This is a genomic window from Advenella sp. S44 (assembly GCF_002810445.1).
In the GTDB taxonomy this organism is placed as follows: Bacteria; Pseudomonadota; Gammaproteobacteria; order Burkholderiales; family Burkholderiaceae_B; genus Advenella.
In genome coordinates this window covers 674,085-690,390 of record NZ_NEXS01000001.1, presented here as the reverse complement: position 1 = coordinate 690,390, position 16,306 = coordinate 674,085, and the positions used below count along the sequence as shown (strand labels likewise).

The following is a 16,306-nucleotide window of genomic DNA, read 5'->3' as shown; positions in this document are numbered from 1 at the left end:
AACTGTTTCAGCCTATTGCTCAACTGAAATATATCGACGGCGTTATTTCAGTTGAAATTGCATTGCCTTGAGCAGTGTGCTCCATTCCATCTGCTCTTTCTGCAGATAGGCCTGAGCATCCTGGGCGTTGCCGCCCACAATTGTATTACCGTCCGCTTCCATCCGTTTGATAAATTCCGGATCCTTGCTGACCTCAATAAACGCCTTGCTCAAGCGTTGTACCGCGTGCTCGGGTAAATCTGCCGGTCCGACAATGATCTTCCAGTCGACCGCATTAAAGCCCTCATAGCCCTGTTCTGCAACCGTGGGTACATCAGGCATGGCGGCAATACGTTTGCTGGACGTAACCGCCAGCGCACGAAGATCGTTATTCTCAACCATTTTGAGCACCGACACGGGTGTTGCGAACATATAGTCAGTCTGGCCGCCGATCAGCTCTGTCAGCGCAGGCGAAGCGCCTTTGTACGGCACATTCAGCACTTTGATGTCCGCTTTGTACGACAGCATTTCCCCTGCCAAATGGCCCACGGTACCCAGTGTTGCAAGGGCCTGCTTAAGCTGCCCGGGGCTGGCCTTGGCGGCCGCCACCACGTCAGCCAAGGACTGGTACGGAGAATCGGCCTTGACTACCAGCACCGTTGGCAATTCTGCCACCACCGCCACCGGCGTGAAATCTTTGGTGGCATCGAACTTCATGTCGTTCATGATAATCGGGTTAATGGCCAGATTCGATGTTTGCCCCATGCCCAGCGTCAAGCCGTCCGGCTTGGACCTGGCTACCTGTGTCATTCCGATATTGCCACCGGCACCCGGCTTGTTTTCGACGACAAACTGAATGTCCTTATCCGTCTGGGTGATTTTCTCGGTAATAATCCGGGTAATACTATCGGTCCCGCCACCTGGGGTGTACGGCACCACCATGCGCACCGGTCGTTGCGGCCAGTCCTGGGCATGCGCCGGTCCGGTCGTTACGACTGCGCCCAGCAGCAAACCGCCGGCCACGCTGGCCATCACTGATTTCTTGAACATCGTTGTCTCCATTCCCGTGTTTTCGGGTTATTGAAAATTGTCTTCTGCCAAAGTCACTGGTGCTTCAAGCACAGTACCTGTAGCCGATTCGGTAATTAGTAAAGTTTCACAACGCTCATTGGTGAAGCACAGATTGGTCACCGTGCTGCCGGCAACCGAGCGTATGATGCGGCAGCATTCGCCGTTCGTTTCAAATACAAAAACACAGCCCAGCGAAGCGTGCGCTACGTATAACCTGCCACGGTGATCCAGAGCTACGCCGTCCGGACCGCTAGTGCCAAACAGAGCGCAAAAACGCCCCGCTTTCGATACTGATCCATCGGCAAGCAGAGGTGCACGCCATACGGCGTTGTCTCGGGTAACCGCGACAAACAATACCGATTTTTCCTCATCGACCACCAACCCGTTAGGACTGGGAACATTGTTCATGAGGCAATCGAGTCTGCCGGTTTTCAGACAATAGCGATAAACACTACCCGTCGGGTCATGCAGGCCAGTTTGCCCCTGGTCGGTGAAATACACGAGGGATTCATCACGTGTGACATATAAATCGTTCAGGCCCTTGAAAGACTGGGCATTGCGCCGTGCCAATAGCGGCTCGATCACTTTGGCTACCGGATCCCATCGCAGCAGCCCGCGCCGGTAATCGGCAATAAGCAGCGAACCATCACGCAATACCTTCAGCCCATTGGGTTCGCCGTCATACTGGACAATCAGCTCCCATTCCTTTTGCGCCGACACGCGAAAAATGCGCCCGTAAGGGATATCAGTCACATATAGATTTCCCTGTCCATCCATTGCAGGGCCTTCGATAAATGAATGCAATTGCGCGCCGCCCTTGTTGGCCCGTGCCCAGTCAGAGTCGGTATCGCGCATCCGTAAGTGGTCGGACATGGCACTCCATACCTGCGCATCACATCGTTGAGGTTCTTCGCTCAAATAAAACATGGCGTGTCCTATTGTTTTTCCAGACCGGCACGCTCGGCGGTACGGCTCCAGCTTTCAATTTCATTTGCAATCTGCTTTGCGAAATCCTGGGGGCTATTGCCTACCGGTTGCGCCCCCAGTGTTTCAAATGACGACTGCAGGGAATGATCTGCTACCGACTGCTTCACAAGGCGATTCAGTGTATTGACGACTTCTGGCTGCGTACCGGCACGGGCCACCAGGCCAAACCAGTTCTGCACCGTATACTGCGGCAGGCCAGCCTCTGCAAAAGTCGGAACATCGGGCAACTGCGGCAGGCGCTGCGGACTGCTGATGGCCAATGCTTTGACTTTGCCGCTATTGATTTGCGGAATAGCTGTAGGCGTTGCACTAATCTCGACATCCACGGTCCCGCCGACCAGCGCCATCAGCGCTTCGCCAGCGCCCTTGTATGGCACATGCAGCAGCTTGATGCCGGCCTGGTGCTGAAATACTTCGCCAGCAAGATGCGTTGAGCTACCGTTGCCACCAGAGCCAAACGTGAGCGACTCCGGCTTTTCTTTGGCTGCGCCAACCAGATCGGACACGGAGTTAAACGGTGATTTGGCCGGCACGATCAAAATGACGGGTGTAGAGGCTACGTTGGCAATGGGCGCGATATCCTTGACCGGGTCCCAGGACAATTTTTTGAACACTGCAGGCAACATGGCATATGTCGTGTCATTCATCAACAGCGAATAGCCATCTGGTTTGCTGCGCATCACCGCTGACGTTGCGATGGTGCCGCTGGCGCCCGGCTTGTTTTCCACAACGAACGACTGCTTAGATATTTCAGACATTTGTTTGGCCAGCATACGCGCCACATAGTCTGTCGTTCCTCCCGGCGAATACGGCACGGTAATGGTCACGGCACGCTGCGGATAACTATCCTGCGCCAGTACCGCAGAACTTACCGACAAATGGGCAAGCACACCGGCTGTAATCGCAATTACCATTTTTTTCATAATTACCTCCTTATTGCGTCGCAATGACATTGTTTGCCAGCAACGTATTAATTTGCGTGTCGTTCAACCCTGCGTCCCGCAGAATGCTCAGGGTATGCTCGCCAAGCTGCGGCGGGTTCAGCCGAACACCCAGCCGTTCGCCATCCATGCAAATGGGCAGCAGCGGCACGTTGATTTGCCTGCCATCAGGCATCTGCATGGGAGCAAGGCCCCCGGTCTCCAGAAGATGGGCATCCTGCAGCAGCTCTTCTGGCCGCGCAATGGGCGCAAACGGCAATCCATTGGCTTCAAATATGGATGCCAGCTCGTCCTTTGAATACCTCGCCAAGTGCTGCTGCAGCAGCGGCAGCAGCCACGACCGCGCCTGTACACGCTGGTTGTTGGTTTCCAACTCAGGATTGTCCTGCAACTGTCTCAACTCAAAGGCGTCGCAAAAGATCCGCCATTGCGTATCGCTGACCACGGCCAGAAATATCTGTTGGCCATCCCTGACATTGAAGACGTCATAAATCGCCCAGGCCGAGATGCGGCTGGGCATGGGATCGGCGGCCTTGCCGGTTACCACATACTGCATCATGTGCTGGGCAACCAGAAAAATATTATTTTCGAACAGCGCGCTTTGCACCTGCTGGCCCCTGCCCGTGTGATCCCGTGCCTTGAGCGCGGCCATCACGCCGATGGCACCAAACATGCCACCCATGATGTCATTAACGCTGGTTCCTGCCCGTATCGGGTCGCCCTTTCTGCCCGTCATGTAGGCCAGGCCTCCCATCATTTGCACCACTTCATCCAGCGCCGTACGATGCTCATAAGGCCCAGGTAAAAATCCCTTGTGACTGACATACACCAGGCCGGGATTCTGTTTCGACAGTGATTCATAATCCAGGCCCAGTTTATTCATGGTACCGGGCTTGAAATTTTCGCTGACCACATCGGCCGAACCGATCAGGTCCTTGACCAACGCCAGCCCCTGCTCCGATTTCAAATCAACGGCCAGACTTTTTTTATTGCGATTGAAAGCGGTAAAAAATCCTGCCCCGGACCCGAGCAAATGACGCGTGTTATCGCCTTTTAGCGGCTCGATCTTGATGACCTCGGCCCCCAGGTCTGCCAGAATCAGTCCGCAAGTCGGACCCATTACCATGTGTGTAAACTCAATCACCTTTAGCCCTGCATAGGGCAATGCTTTTTCCGTCATATCACGCTTGTTGTTCAAAAGTTAAAGGCACGCCGGCCTCGGCCACCATGCCGTACACGGCTTCTTGCGGCACACCCGCTTTGAGCGGGTCGCGTGCTGCAATCAGTTTCTGAATATTGACGCCGGTCTCAATGCCCATGGCTTCGAACATGAAAACCAGATCTTCGGTGACCACGTTACCCGACGCACCGGGCGCATACGGACAACCGCCCAGCCCGCCCAGCGAGGAATCAAACGTGCGCACGCCGACATCATAGGCAGCCAGATTGTTTGCCATGCCAAGGCCGCGTGTATTGTGCATATGCGCTGCCCCGCATTTGTCACCAATTTCCGCAAAAACGCGCTTGAACAGTCGCCGCACCTGGGCCGGATTGGCATAGCCGGTCGTATCGGACAATCCGGTTTCATCAGCGCCAGCGGCAACCACTTGTACAGCCAACTGCACCACATCGTCTTCGCTGACCGTTCCCTGGATGGTGCAGCCAAAAGCGGTCGATATACCAGCCTCAATTTTTACGCCGGGCGCTATCTCATTGCGCAGCGCCACAATTTCCCGCACTTCCTGCACCATTTCCTGCCGCGTCTTTCTCACATTGGCCAGGGAGTGCGCCTCGCTGGCCGACACCGGCAGCGTCAGCTTGTGCGCGCCGGCTTGCAGCGCGTTTTGTGCGCCGCGCCGGTTCGGCACCAGCGCCATGACCGTCAGATCAGGATAGCGAAGCGCGTAACGAACCACTTCCTGCGCATCAGCCATTTGTGGCAAAAGCCTGGCTGGAACGAAAGAGCACACTTCGATTTCGCGTATGCCCGCTTCGTAAAGCGCATCGATTAATTTGAATTTGTACTCGGTCGGCATAATGCTTTTGACACTTTGCAGGCCATCGCGCATACCCACTTCACTGATGAGCACCTGCTTGGGAGGCGTCTGATTCATGTTGGCTCCTGTTCTATCTTATAGAATATAATTCTGATAAATAGAATAGTAAGTCAAAAATCGGACACGCGTCAACAAGCAACTCACAACGGCCCGATTGCAATCGTGATTGAAATGACATTTGAAGTAAAAAACCGGATCGGGCAAAGCGGACCGGGCAAAAGCAAAATCGACCCTGATGGGTCGATTTGCATGGAATAACAAGAAAGTGGGCAATATCGGAAGTGTCAGTCTTTGATATAACCGAACTTGCGGCTTAATGCCAAAGCAGCATGTCGCACGTCCTCTTTAAATGACGGCTTCAAACGAGATGACGGCATGGTCAGCGTGAGCGCGCCGACAAATTCGTGATGCGCATTAAATACCGCAGCCGACACGCCGGCCAGGTCCGGCATCCGGTCTCCATCCAGCACAATGACGCCATCCTGACGGATCTGGTCATACAGCTTTCCCTTGGCGCCAGTAAAAGCCTGCAACACGCGCGCGCCCGACCCTTTATCCAGGGGCAAAACATCGCCCTCGCTGGTCCGATAGCTGATAGGCAAGGGAGAATTGACGCGATGCAGACACAAGCGACTGTTCCCGCTGATCACATGATAGGAGGCGCTTTCCTGGGTTTTCTCGACCAGTGCACGCAATACAGGCATGATGACGTCAGCCTGGGAAAACGCGGAATTATAGACGCCGTATAACCGAACCACGCCCTCACCCAGCCCATAGCGTCCGTCATCGGACCTGTGCACCATCCCATAATGCTCCAGTGAAGCCAGCAGCCGCAGGATCGTACTCTTGTACATGCGTGTGCGGTCGGCAAGCTCAACCAGTGACAGATACCCATCGTTCTTGCGAAACGCGGTTAACAGTGACAAAGCGCGATCGACCGCCGCAACGCCTCCCGACGACGGGTTTTCGTCCGCAACCGATAATCTTGACGCTTTTCTGGGCACAATCCACCTCTTGATTCAATGACGGTATTTTATAGTGGATTGGGCAAATGCCAATGCAATCGAGACAACACGAGTGATTCGTGCCAGACATCCACGGCTGTTGCTCAATGGGCAACTATTTGAATCAGGTTTATCTTTCCCGGTCGCTATCGGGTTATCATAGAACGTAACAATATTTACGTCCGCGTCATAAACGGACATACCGGGCTTGCGCCGGCTTCTTTATTGCTATCCGGCTTGCGGCGCATCGCGGCGCGGCATAAAGACGCTGTTTGCCAGGCCTTCATTCTGACCCTTTATTCTGCGTGAGTTTGACTATGAGTTCGCCACCCTTGAAGCCAGCGGTTCTCGCCGGATGTCTTTTTTCGCTGTTCGCCGGCACATGCGCCGCCGTGGCCCAGCCGGTAACCGCGCCCGCAGAAGCGGTCACCGCTGAACCGGAGTCGTCCGCTGACGCGCCCGTCACCCAGTTGTCACCCATTATGGCTGTCAGCACCCGTATGGACCGCCCCACAAGCGAAATCCCGGCTTCGGTCAGCGTCATTGATGGCGCGCAAATCCGCTCGAACCAGTTGCAGGTCAATCTTTCCGAAGGCTTGCGCGGGATACCGGGGCTCACGGTGCGCAACAGGCAAAACTATGCGCAGGACTTGCAAGTGGGTATTCGCGGCTTCGGCGCTCGCTCGGCATTTGGCGTACGCGGCATTCGCCTTTATGTAGATGGCATTCCGGCCACCATGCCTGATGGACAGGGACAGACCTCAAATATTGACCTGTCCTCCATTGCATCGGCCGAGGTGTTGCGAGGCCCATTTTCCACGCTCTATGGCAACTCGTCAGGCGGTGTGCTGCTGACCGAGACCGAAACCGGTGACGGGCCGCTCACCCTGACCCCGTCTTTTGCCGCCGGCAGCGACGGGCAACAGCGTTATGGCATGAAAGCCGCAGGGTCGCGCGGCGACGGACCCGGCGCCATTGACTATGTGCTTAGCACCAATCACTTCAGCACAGACGGCTATCGAGAGCACAGCAGGGCCGAGAAAAACCAGGTCAACGCCAAACTCGGCATGCGCGTGGGCGACACCGGCCACCTGAGCCTGCTGCTCAATCATGTCGATGTATCGGCGCAGGATCCGCAGGGGCTGACACGTGAAGAATTCGATAACGATCCGCGCTCTTCGTCTCCCAACGCCAAAACCTATAACGTACGCAAAACCACCAAGCAGACTCAGGGCGGGCTGGTCTATGAGCAGGCGCTATCGGACCGGACCGATCTGCGCGTCATGGGCTATTACGGCCAGCGTGAAACCCGACAGTTTCTGTCCATTCCGATCGCCCCTCAACGGGCGCCATCGCATTCAGGCGGCGTGATCTGGCTTAAAAGGCAATACGGGGGCGCGGACATCCGACTGACGTCCCGTGTTTCCCTGGCCGACAGGCCTCTCACCCTGGTGGCAGGCGTGGCCTGGGATACGATGCGCGAAGCGCGCAAGGGCTACGAAAACTTCATTGGCGATCAGCTTGGCGTTCAAGGCAATCTGCGTCGCAACGAAATCAACAATGTCTGGAACCTGGATCCCTACATACAGGCATCGTGGAACTTTGCCGAGCAATGGACACTGGATGCCGGCCTGCGCTACAGCAACGTCCACTTTAAGTCGTCTGACCGCTATATCACGCCAGGCAACGCAGACGATAGTGGAACCGCCAACTACAGCAAATTGCTGCCTGTAGTTGCGTTGAATTTTCAGGCAACGCCAGACCTGTCATTCTATGTCACAGCAGGCCGCGGCTTTGAGACGCCCACTTTCAACGAATTATCCTACCGCAGCGATGACGAGCCTGGCCTTAACTTTGGCCTGAAGCCGTCAATCAATACCACGCTGGAGGCAGGGCTGAAGGCTAACGTCGGCAACGGAGAACTGACTGCCGCCGTTTTTCGCACTTATACCAAGGATGAGATTGTCAACGCCGGCGCCTCGGGCGGACGAACCACCTATCAGAATGCGGGACGCACCTTGCGCGACGGGGTCGAACTGGCCTGGAATGCTCAGCTTTACCGCGATCTGTACACGCGCCTGTCTTATACCTACCTGCACGCACGTTATCGCGACGACTTCTGCTCGGGACCCTGCTCGGACAGCAACCCGGAAATTGGCGCAGGCAACCTGATTCCGGGTATTGCCCGCAACACGGCATCGGCGTCGCTGGCGTGGCAACCGGAACAGGGATGGAACGGCGGCATTGATGTCGACTACCTGGGCAAAGTGTACGTGAACGATCAAAACAGCGAGTCTACGGCGTCTGCTGTCGTAACCGGCCTGCACACGGGCTACACCTGGAAACAGGATCACTGGACACTGAATGCTTTCGCGCGACTCGATAACGTTTTCAAAGCACGTTATGCCGGATCTGTCATCATCAACGATGCAAACAACCGTTATTACGAGCCTGCGCCCGGCAGAAACTGGACCGCAGGTCTGAGTGTCAGTTATCAATTTTAGCGTTAGAATGACTTATCGGCGCCCGCTGCAAACGGCATCGCACTGCCGGTCGGGTCATGCGCGCCAACTGCGGCGTTGGTCACGGACTTGCGTTACATGACGCGACCGGCAACCTCGCGGCCCCAGAATAATTGTTGTTAAGTTGTCTGTTTCAAGAGGGGAATACAATGGATGATCGCAAACCCGTATCCGGCATTGCCGGTATCGGCCTGACACTGGTGGGTGTACTCATAATTCTGTGTGGCGTCTTTATGGCCGGCGCGGGTGCCTGGCTTGCAGTGCTGGGCGGCAGCGTGTATTACATCCTCATGGGATTGGCGTTGCTGCTGTCAGGCTATCTGATTATGAAACGCAATCTTGTCGGCGCCTGGCTTTATGCGATCGCGTTTATTGCCACCATCGTCTGGGCGGTGTGGGAGGCCGGCTGGGAGTTCTGGCCACTGGTGGCGCGTATCTTTGCCTTCGCCGTGCTGGCCTTGCTGGTCACACTGGTCGTCCCGACACTTCGCCGCGCGCAGGGCAAATCGCCCTGCCGTGTTACGCGATGGGCCAGCATTGCGTTGACCATCGGCATTGTCGCGACCTTCGCCCTCTTCTTCTTTCCCAAATCGGTTATCCAGGCAGATACCGTTGCCACGGTCACCAAAGTCAATACCGATGACAAGTCCACAAACTGGGAGCACTGGGGCAACACCACGAGTGGTACACGTTTTGTCGCCACAGATCAGATCAACAAGAACAATATCGGCAAGCTGGAAGTGGCATGGACAGCCCACACGGGCGATATCCCGCAAAGTACCGGATCGGGCGCCGAAGACCAGAATACACCGTTGCAGATCGGCGATACCCTGTATGTGTGTACCCCCTACAGCAAGGTGCTGGCACTGGATGTCGATACCGGCAAGGAAAAATGGCGCTACGATTCAAAAGCCACAGCGCCTAATTGGCAGCGTTGCCGTGGCCTGGGTTATTTCGACGCTACCGCCAGCGTTGACACGATCGCGCAGGCCAGCGCACAAAGCGCGGAACTGGCCAAGGATCAGGGGACCGCTGCACCGGATGGCACTGGTCCGGACGGCACGACGCCGGATAGCCAGCCCGCCAACGCGGTCAGCTGCGCGCGACGTCTGTTTTTGCCCACCACCGATGCTCGTCTGATTGCAATCAATGCCGATAATGGCCAACCCTGCACGGAATTTGGCAATATGGGCACGGTGGACCTGAAGGTGGGCATGGGCGAAGTCAAAGAGGGCTACTATCAACAAACGTCTCCACCACTGGTCGCTGGCAACCTGGTAATTGTAGGCGGACGCGTGGCCGACAACTTTGCCGTGGACGAGCCACCGGGCGTGGTGCGTGCCTTCAACGTCATTTCGGGCAACCTCGAATGGGCCTGGGACCCGGGCAATCCTGAAATCACCGGCGCACCACCGGAAGGACAGACCTATACCCGTGGCACACCGAACGTGTGGTCCGCCATGTCCTATGATCCCAAGTTGGGCCTGGCCTATTTGCCTACCGGCAACGCCACACCGGATTTTTACGCGGGCCAGCGCACCGAACTGGATGATAAATACAGTTCTTCGATTGTCGCGCTCGATGTCAAAACCGGCAAGGTCCGCTGGCATTTCCAGACCACCCACCACGACTTATGGGATTTCGACCTGCCGGCACAACCGCTGCTTTATGACATTCCCGACGGCAAGGGCGGTACGCACTTTGCGCTGGTGCAAGTGACCAAACAGGGCGAAATCTTCATGCTGGACCGCGTAAGCGGCCAGCCATTGGCGCAAGTTCAGGAAAAACCGGTGCCCCAAGGCAATCTCGAAGGCGAGCGTTATTCCGCAACCCAGCCCTTCTCGGTGGGCATGCCCTCCATCGGTAACCAGACCTTAAAAGAATCCGATATGTGGGGCGCCACGGCGTTTGATCAATTGCTGTGCCGGATCCAGTTCAAGGGCATGCGTCACGAGGGCGTATACACGCCACCCGGCGAAGATCGTGCACTGCAGTTTCCGGGTTCTCTGGGCGGCATGAACTGGGGCGGCGTCTCGGTGGATCCGACCACCAACTATATGTTTGTCAATGACATGCGGCTGGGTCTGGCCAATTACATGATCCCGCGCGACCAAGTAGCAGCTGGTGCCAGCGGTATCGAGATGGGTGTTGTTCCCCAGGATGGGACGCCCTACGGCGCCATGCGTGAACGCTTCCTGTCCCAGTTGGGGGTTCCCTGCCAGAAGCCGCCTTTCGGCACCATGACCGCCATTGATCTGAAAACCCGCAAGATCGTTTGGCAGGTGCCCGTCGGGACAGTGCAGGACACCGGGCCACTGGGCATCCGCATGGGCATGCCTATTCCTGTGGGCATGCCCACACTGGGCCCATCGCTGGCGACCCAGGCCGGATTGCTATTTTTTGCGGGTACGCAAGACTTTTACCTGCGCGCCTATGATTCGGCCACCGGCAAGGAAATCTGGAAATCCCGTCTGCCCGTCGGGAGCCAGTCCGGGCCCATGTCTTACGTGTCTCCAAAGACCGGCAAGCAGTATATTCTGATTAACGCAGGCGGAGCCAGGCAGTCTCCTGACCGGGGCGACTACATTATTGCCTATGCGTTGCCGGATGATGCACGCAAGGAGCAATAGCAGATGAACCAACGCGGCTGATAGTTCTGCCTGGCATCAACGCATTGCCAAACAGCTTCTATAAAACAGTCTCTGTAAACCGCTTCGATAAACACTCCCAATAGCCACCGTCATAGACGGCGTTATTGGGAGTGTTTTGAGCTTATTTCACATAAGCAAGCAAGTAGTTCCGTAACACATTTGCATTGTTGTGCTGCTCGTCTTTTGCCGCATACAGAAGGGTCACGCGCCGCTGGCGCAATCTGTCTATCAGTTGCTGCACGGCATCTGGTTCCTCGTCCAGTTCAGCGCAGTAGCGTTTGGTAAATTCCGTCCACTGGTCCTTGTTCTCGTGAAACCATTTACGCAACGGCGCGCTGGGCGCGACGTCCTTGAGCCAAAGATCATGTTTCAGATCTTCTTTTTTTATTCCTCGCGGCCATAGCCGATCTACCAGCACCCGATAACCATCGTTATCTTGCGGTTCGTCGTAGACACGCTTGGTCTGGATCCGGTCTTTTTTCATTATCGTCCTCCTGTCGCATCATGCTTGCGGGCCTGTTTATTATTGTTATTTTAGCCTGCCCGAAATACATGCGATTGCCGATAGTACTAAGCCCCTTTGCTAAGTTGTTGCTGCGCCGCTTCGTGAATCTGCGCATACAGGTTGTTGCCATGTGCGTCGATACCCACAGTTACCGGCCCCAGGCCTTTTACCTTCAGGCGCACCACGCGATAGTGGGTGAGCATGTCGGTCCAGCCCACCTCCAGCACTTCCTGGATAGCTTGGCTCAGTAATGTACAGCCGCCCCCCAGAAAAGACAGATAAACGCAGCCAGCCTCTTGCATGGCACGGGCGCTGGCCTGATCCAGGCCGCCCTTGCCTCCGGTCGCGTGTAGTTGCAGTTCGCGAATCAGCCGGGGCATATGCGGATTGAACCGGGTGCTTGTGGTCGGATTGATATACAGAATCTCAAATTTCCCGGCGGTTTCCTGGCTATAACTACCCAGGTGGAACAGGGAGGCGCCATGCAGATCCATCGGAAAAGAATCCTTGCCATCCAGGCAATCCAGAAAACGCGCGTGTGTGGGCAGACCGGCAGTAATGATGATCTCACCATCAATAATGACCTGGTCGCCCGCTTGCAGTGTACGGGCATCTTCGGCAGTCAGCGGGAACGTCATGCGATGCGTGGTAATGGCCATCTCTGTTTACTCCATCATTTCGATACGACCGTCGTTATAACAACGCGCCCGCGTTCGGCGATTGATCCAGCAGTTAAAGCAGACCGCGACCGGCGTAAAACCATGGCCGGCGCAGTAGTTGATATGCACCGCCATGGACGTGCTATCACCGCCCGTACCCATGGGACCGAATCCGGTTTTGTTAATGCGCTCCAGCAACCGGGCTTCCATGTCGACCAGAATGGGTTCTGTATTGACTGTGCCTATTTTTCGCAGCGTCGCTTCCTTGGCCATCTTGGCCGCATAATCGAACGAGCCGCCAATGCCAACGCCAATGACCACTGGCGGACAGGGTTGCGACCCGGCCTTCACAACCGTTTCCATGACGAAGTTTTCTATGGTCGCCAGATCGGGAAAACTGAATATTTCCAGTGCCGCCCAGCGCCCCGAGCCCAACGCTTTGGGAGAACAGGTAATGTCGATAAAGTCGGCGCCGTCCACCAGATCGAACGTGGTAATAGGCATGCCCTTGCCCTGGTAGCCGCGCTCAAGCGTTAGGGGATTGGTCACATGCGGCAACAATGGCGGATTGGTCGTGGCCACCAGATCCGCGAACCCTTCTTCAATGGCCTGTTTCACATTCCCCGCAAATCGCGCCTGCGTGCCGATCTGTATAAAATAAACCGGCACGCCGGAGTCGGAACAGACCAGTGACTGGTTACTGCGAGCCGCATCTGCACTTTGGACCATAATTTGCAGCGTTCGGCGACCGGTCTCATTGGTTTCGCGAAAGCCCGCCTGCACCAGCGCCTGGCGGGTGTCGTCCGGGATTTGCTTGAGTGACCGCTCATAAAGCTGCGCGGTCACCTGTTTTATCGTTTCAAATGTAATGGCCATTATGTCTCTTAATGTTTAAGCAATCCGAAGGTTCGGGCCCGCATACGTGCCAGTGCATAGATAGTGTCTGCCGTTGGTGTCGCTATCCCCAGCCCGGCAGCCAGTTCAACAAACGCTCCCAGGATGGCATCTATTTCGACCGGACGTCCCGCTTCTGCATCCTGCAACATCGAGGTCTTGACGCCGCCAAGCTTGCGCGTCACCGCCAGACGCTGCTGTGGTGTCACGCTTACGCGTATGTTCATTGCCGCGCCCACCGCGATGACTTCGGTCATCAGGGCGACAAACAGACGGTTAATATCCGCGTCGTCGATCATCAAATCGGTTGACGAGCCGGTAAGCATGCTTACCGGATTGAAACAGGCGTTGCCCAATAGCTTTTCCCAGACAGCAGTACGAATGTCCGGTGTTTTCTCTGCCGCCAGGCCTGCTGCGCTAAACAGACTGACTACATGATCCACTCTTGCCGGATCTGCTGCTTGCGCATGACGACTAATTTCGCCGAACACCAGCCGGTTACCCGAGCTATGATGCGACACGCCGGGTTCGGGGCTATAGCAGGACGGATACACCACGCAGCCGATGATCCGTTGCGTATCCACAGCGTGGGCGATTAAACCTTGCGGATCCAGGGCGTCCAATTGCCCAGGCAAATCAGCATTGTCCAGGCCTTGCGTAAACCACCATGGAATCCCGTTAACGGCCGGAATGATCATTGTCTGTGCATGGCACAGAGCAGGCACCATGGCGGCAATGTCGGCCAGCGCATGGGCCTTGACGCTGATAATAACGATATCTTGCGGACCGAGTTCTGCGGCGTCTGATGCCGCGTTAACCTTGGCCACCATCCGCTGCTGTCCATCCTCCAGTATCCAGCCACGCTCTTTTATGGATTGCAAAGTCTGGCCCCGGGCCAGCACGCTTACCAGAGCGCCGCTATTGGCCAGTCTCACTCCCAGATACCCGCCGATAGCGCCGGCGCCAATGACGCAGATTTTCGTTTTGTCCTGTGAACTCATATTCCCTTCCTGGATGCCGCAGTTTGTATGACGACTGCCATAGCGAACAAACGCACGCGCCTGTCTTGATGCAATCTATACTAGAACACGACCGTTTATAAGTCAATAGATTACGTTATTGACCTTTATGAAAAAGCGTGACATTTGCCGTTGTGCCCATACCAACACAAATGTGCTTATGCAGTCGGTCACCGAACCGATGCATAAGCACATGACACTTCTTTGCTACGTTATTTTCTCGCTATCGTTTTAGCGTATTTCGCGGTCAACGACAACGGCATGACGACGACGGGTGTTGATTGCGCCGATATGTCCGAGAATGGAGGAAATGATTGCTGCGATAACCAAAGAGACGAATGACCAGATCGCTGCTTTTGCGGCGGCTTCCTTGGCCCTTTCAGCCTGTTCAAGCGCTTGTTGTTTTGCCTCTTCAAGTTTGACCTTCATTTGTTCAACGTTTTTGTTCAACGCATCCAATCCTTCCTGGAATGATTTGACTGCTTCATCCCGAGTCTGGATGACCTCGTCCGCAGCCTGATCAGCTTCTGGCCGGCTCATGCCATTGACATTGACAAATGCGGTTGAAAGCTCCTCTTTATCAATTTTCTGGCTTAGTGCTTCGCCCCTGGCTTTGACCTTGTCCATCAATTGCTTGGTGATTGCGTCAATGTCGTCGGGATTGGCAATCGCTTTTTTGCCAGCCTGGGCCACATCATTCCTGACGGCTTTCAACTGGTCTTCCAGATACCCGGGCTGTAGCTCCGGTATGCGGCTTTGAACAAGTACGTTCTGTACGTCGGAAGACGCACGTTGCGCTTGCGTGCCCATATCCACATCGAGCTCTTCGAATGAATCTTTCACCATTGAAGACGCTTCTGAGACTCCCTTGCCGACGGCTGATGCAGTGCCCGAAACCACGCTGCCGGTGGCCGATGCGACCGTGCCGACTGCACTGGACACCGTACTGAGAGTTGAACTGATCAGCATTCCACTTAATATAAACGCAACCAATACCGATATTGCCCATGCCAGGAAACCATGTACGGCGCCTTCTATGCTGGTCAGGCGCCCAGCGATATAACCGCCGGCTGCGAAACTGAGCAGGACTGATACCGCTGTATATACCAGCGTGCCGGTTCCAATACCGTCCGCTACGTCTGTGTTGGCAATATCTATCGAGCTGAGCCCGAGGCCGGCCCCCAACAACGATAGCAGGGCAGAGATCGCCAAAGTGGCAACCATGCCCCCAAAGATGCTTCCCCAGGATACTCGATGACGTTCGTTGGTAATTTCAGTTTCTATCATGTTATCTCCTTGACTTTGCTACGTGAAACCAAGCAGGGCTACACCGCGATGCGCGTAACCAATAAGAGAGTTATAAACAAGCAGTCTGTATTATCATTTTTTGGCTGTCTGCTGCGCCTGTCCAGAGTTGGCGACATTCTGTTGTGCGGCCCGATCCGGCCATCAGCGTTAATTCATACTACTGCAAACAATTACGGATATCGAACGCAAATGTTACGAATTCTGTACCGATACTTTTAGGCGGCGTGACACAGAAATATGCGTTATGACGGGCGGGCACTATTTACCACAACTGAAATATTCGTGACTTACCTGATCGAAGATACCAGCCAAGCTTCAGTTTTGGACAGAACAGGTCAGCGCATTTCTTTTTATACCGTTTGCAAGTTCGCCTAATCCACTTCAATTGACTTTATAACGCGGCAAAGCGGCCACGTTAGGCATCGTCTGGCACAGCGTCTTTATTCTAATTGTTGTGTCGGTTGCCCTGCCAGGACCAGAGACGCGGGTCTGACGACAGTGCGTAGACCTCGGAGGGATGCTGACTACGTTTATTGAAGTCTTCTCTTGCCAAGGTTCCTTTTCGTTACAAAAAGGCCCGGCGCTGCTATTTGGCAAGATAAATGGATCAATTAATATATAGACATACACCTACGAAAGCCAAATCCTATCTCTTGGAGGTGTATTGCCCCCCGTCGTCTGCCCGAAACGGCAACGATCGACGGGGGCT

13 protein-coding genes are annotated in these 16,306 nt (G+C 55.2%); 2 read left to right on the top strand and 11 right to left on the bottom strand.

Annotated elements, in window-relative coordinates:
• Window positions 1-42: 42 nt before the first annotated feature.
• The 6 genes from CAP48_RS03215 to CAP48_RS03190 all read right to left on the bottom strand — a co-directional run bounded on the left by CAP48_RS03215 (window position 43) and on the right by CAP48_RS03190 (window position 6,039).
• Entirely contained in the window at window positions 43-1,029 is a 987-nt protein-coding gene (locus CAP48_RS03215; RefSeq protein ID WP_100694545.1) for a tripartite tricarboxylate transporter substrate binding protein, read from the bottom strand.
• 27 nt (window positions 1,030-1,056) lie between these two features.
• Window positions 1,057-1,977 carry an SMP-30/gluconolactonase/LRE family protein gene (locus CAP48_RS03210; protein WP_100694544.1) on the bottom strand — a complete coding sequence of 307 codons (921 nt, stop codon included), beginning with the start codon at window positions 1,975-1,977 and terminating at the stop codon, window positions 1,057-1,059.
• An 8-nt stretch (window positions 1,978-1,985) separates the two neighbouring features.
• Entirely contained in the window at window positions 1,986-2,960 is a 975-nt protein-coding gene (locus CAP48_RS03205; protein WP_242444304.1) for a tripartite tricarboxylate transporter substrate binding protein, read from the bottom strand.
• Between the two features lie 10 nt (window positions 2,961-2,970).
• Entirely contained in the window at window positions 2,971-4,158 is a 1,188-nt protein-coding gene (locus CAP48_RS03200) for a CaiB/BaiF CoA-transferase family protein (RefSeq protein ID WP_100694543.1), read from the bottom strand.
• A gap of 1 nt (window position 4,159) precedes the next feature.
• The gene (locus tag CAP48_RS03195) at window positions 4,160-5,092 is read right to left on the bottom strand and encodes a hydroxymethylglutaryl-CoA lyase (protein WP_100694542.1); all 933 of its coding nucleotides are present in this window, start codon (window positions 5,090-5,092) and stop codon (window positions 4,160-4,162) included.
• 227 nt (window positions 5,093-5,319) lie between these two features.
• Window positions 5,320-6,039, bottom strand: coding sequence for an IclR family transcriptional regulator (locus tag CAP48_RS03190; protein ID WP_100694541.1), 720 nt, complete (start codon window positions 6,037-6,039; stop codon window positions 5,320-5,322).
• A 332-nt stretch (window positions 6,040-6,371) separates the two neighbouring features.
• Here CAP48_RS03190 and CAP48_RS03185 point away from each other — a divergent pair, with 332 nt between their 5' ends.
• A complete protein-coding gene (locus tag CAP48_RS03185) occupies window positions 6,372-8,543 on the top strand; it encodes a TonB-dependent receptor domain-containing protein (RefSeq protein WP_369806319.1) in 2,172 nt (723 codons plus the stop codon).
• Between the two features lie 167 nt (window positions 8,544-8,710).
• Window positions 8,711-11,191 (top strand): glucose/quinate/shikimate family membrane-bound PQQ-dependent dehydrogenase, encoded by a 2,481-nt coding sequence (locus CAP48_RS03180; protein ID WP_100694539.1) that lies wholly within the window; start codon window positions 8,711-8,713, stop codon window positions 11,189-11,191.
• Between the two features lie 142 nt (window positions 11,192-11,333).
• Here CAP48_RS03180 and CAP48_RS03175 read toward each other — a convergent pair whose 3' ends face one another.
• The 5 genes from CAP48_RS03175 to CAP48_RS03155 form a co-directional block, all read right to left on the bottom strand.
• Entirely contained in the window at window positions 11,334-11,696 is a 363-nt protein-coding gene (locus tag CAP48_RS03175) for a DUF488 domain-containing protein (RefSeq protein ID WP_100694538.1), read from the bottom strand.
• 86 nt (window positions 11,697-11,782) lie between these two features.
• A complete protein-coding gene (locus CAP48_RS03170; RefSeq protein ID WP_100694537.1) occupies window positions 11,783-12,376 on the bottom strand; it encodes a fumarate hydratase C-terminal domain-containing protein in 594 nt (197 codons plus the stop codon).
• A 6-nt stretch (window positions 12,377-12,382) separates the two neighbouring features.
• On the bottom strand, window positions 12,383-13,252 hold the full coding sequence (locus tag CAP48_RS03165) for a fumarate hydratase (protein WP_100694536.1): 870 nt from the start codon (window positions 13,250-13,252) through the stop codon (window positions 12,383-12,385).
• An 8-nt stretch (window positions 13,253-13,260) separates the two neighbouring features.
• Complete coding sequence (locus tag CAP48_RS03160) at window positions 13,261-14,271, bottom strand: ketopantoate reductase family protein (RefSeq protein ID WP_100694535.1); 1,011 nt, start codon at window positions 14,269-14,271, stop codon at window positions 13,261-13,263.
• Window positions 14,272-14,520: 249 nt separating this feature from the next.
• Complete coding sequence (locus CAP48_RS03155) at window positions 14,521-15,576, bottom strand: CAP-Gly protein (protein WP_100694534.1); 1,056 nt, start codon at window positions 15,574-15,576, stop codon at window positions 14,521-14,523.
• Window positions 15,577-16,306 lie beyond the last annotated feature (730 nt).

Bases quoted from the DNA above. Each gene is read 5' to 3' on its own strand.
- CAP48_RS03170 (WP_100694537.1), bottom strand. From the start codon at position 12,376: ATGGCCATTACCACGCATCGCATGACGTTCCCGCTGACTGCCGAAGAT.
- CAP48_RS03195 (WP_100694542.1), bottom strand. From the start codon at position 5,092: ATGAATCAGACGCCTCCCAAGCAGGTGCTCATCAGTGAAGTGGGTATG.
- CAP48_RS03180 (WP_100694539.1), top strand. From the start codon at position 8,711: ATGGATGATCGCAAACCCGTATCCGGCATTGCCGGTATCGGCCTGACA.
- CAP48_RS03205 (WP_242444304.1), bottom strand. From the start codon at position 2,960: ATGAAAAAAATGGTAATTGCGATTACAGCCGGTGTGCTTGCCCATTTG.
- CAP48_RS03215 (WP_100694545.1), bottom strand. From the start codon at position 1,029: ATGTTCAAGAAATCAGTGATGGCCAGCGTGGCCGGCGGTTTGCTGCTG.
- CAP48_RS03210 (WP_100694544.1), bottom strand. From the start codon at position 1,977: ATGTTTTATTTGAGCGAAGAACCTCAACGATGTGATGCGCAGGTATGG.
- CAP48_RS03175 (WP_100694538.1), bottom strand. From the start codon at position 11,696: ATGAAAAAAGACCGGATCCAGACCAAGCGTGTCTACGACGAACCGCAA.
- CAP48_RS03160 (WP_100694535.1), bottom strand. From the start codon at position 14,271: ATGAGTTCACAGGACAAAACGAAAATCTGCGTCATTGGCGCCGGCGCT.
- CAP48_RS03155 (WP_100694534.1), bottom strand. From the start codon at position 15,576: ATGATAGAAACTGAAATTACCAACGAACGTCATCGAGTATCCTGGGGA.
- CAP48_RS03165 (WP_100694536.1), bottom strand. From the start codon at position 13,252: ATGGCCATTACATTTGAAACGATAAAACAGGTGACCGCGCAGCTTTAT.
- CAP48_RS03200 (WP_100694543.1), bottom strand. From the start codon at position 4,158: ATGACGGAAAAAGCATTGCCCTATGCAGGGCTAAAGGTGATTGAGTTT.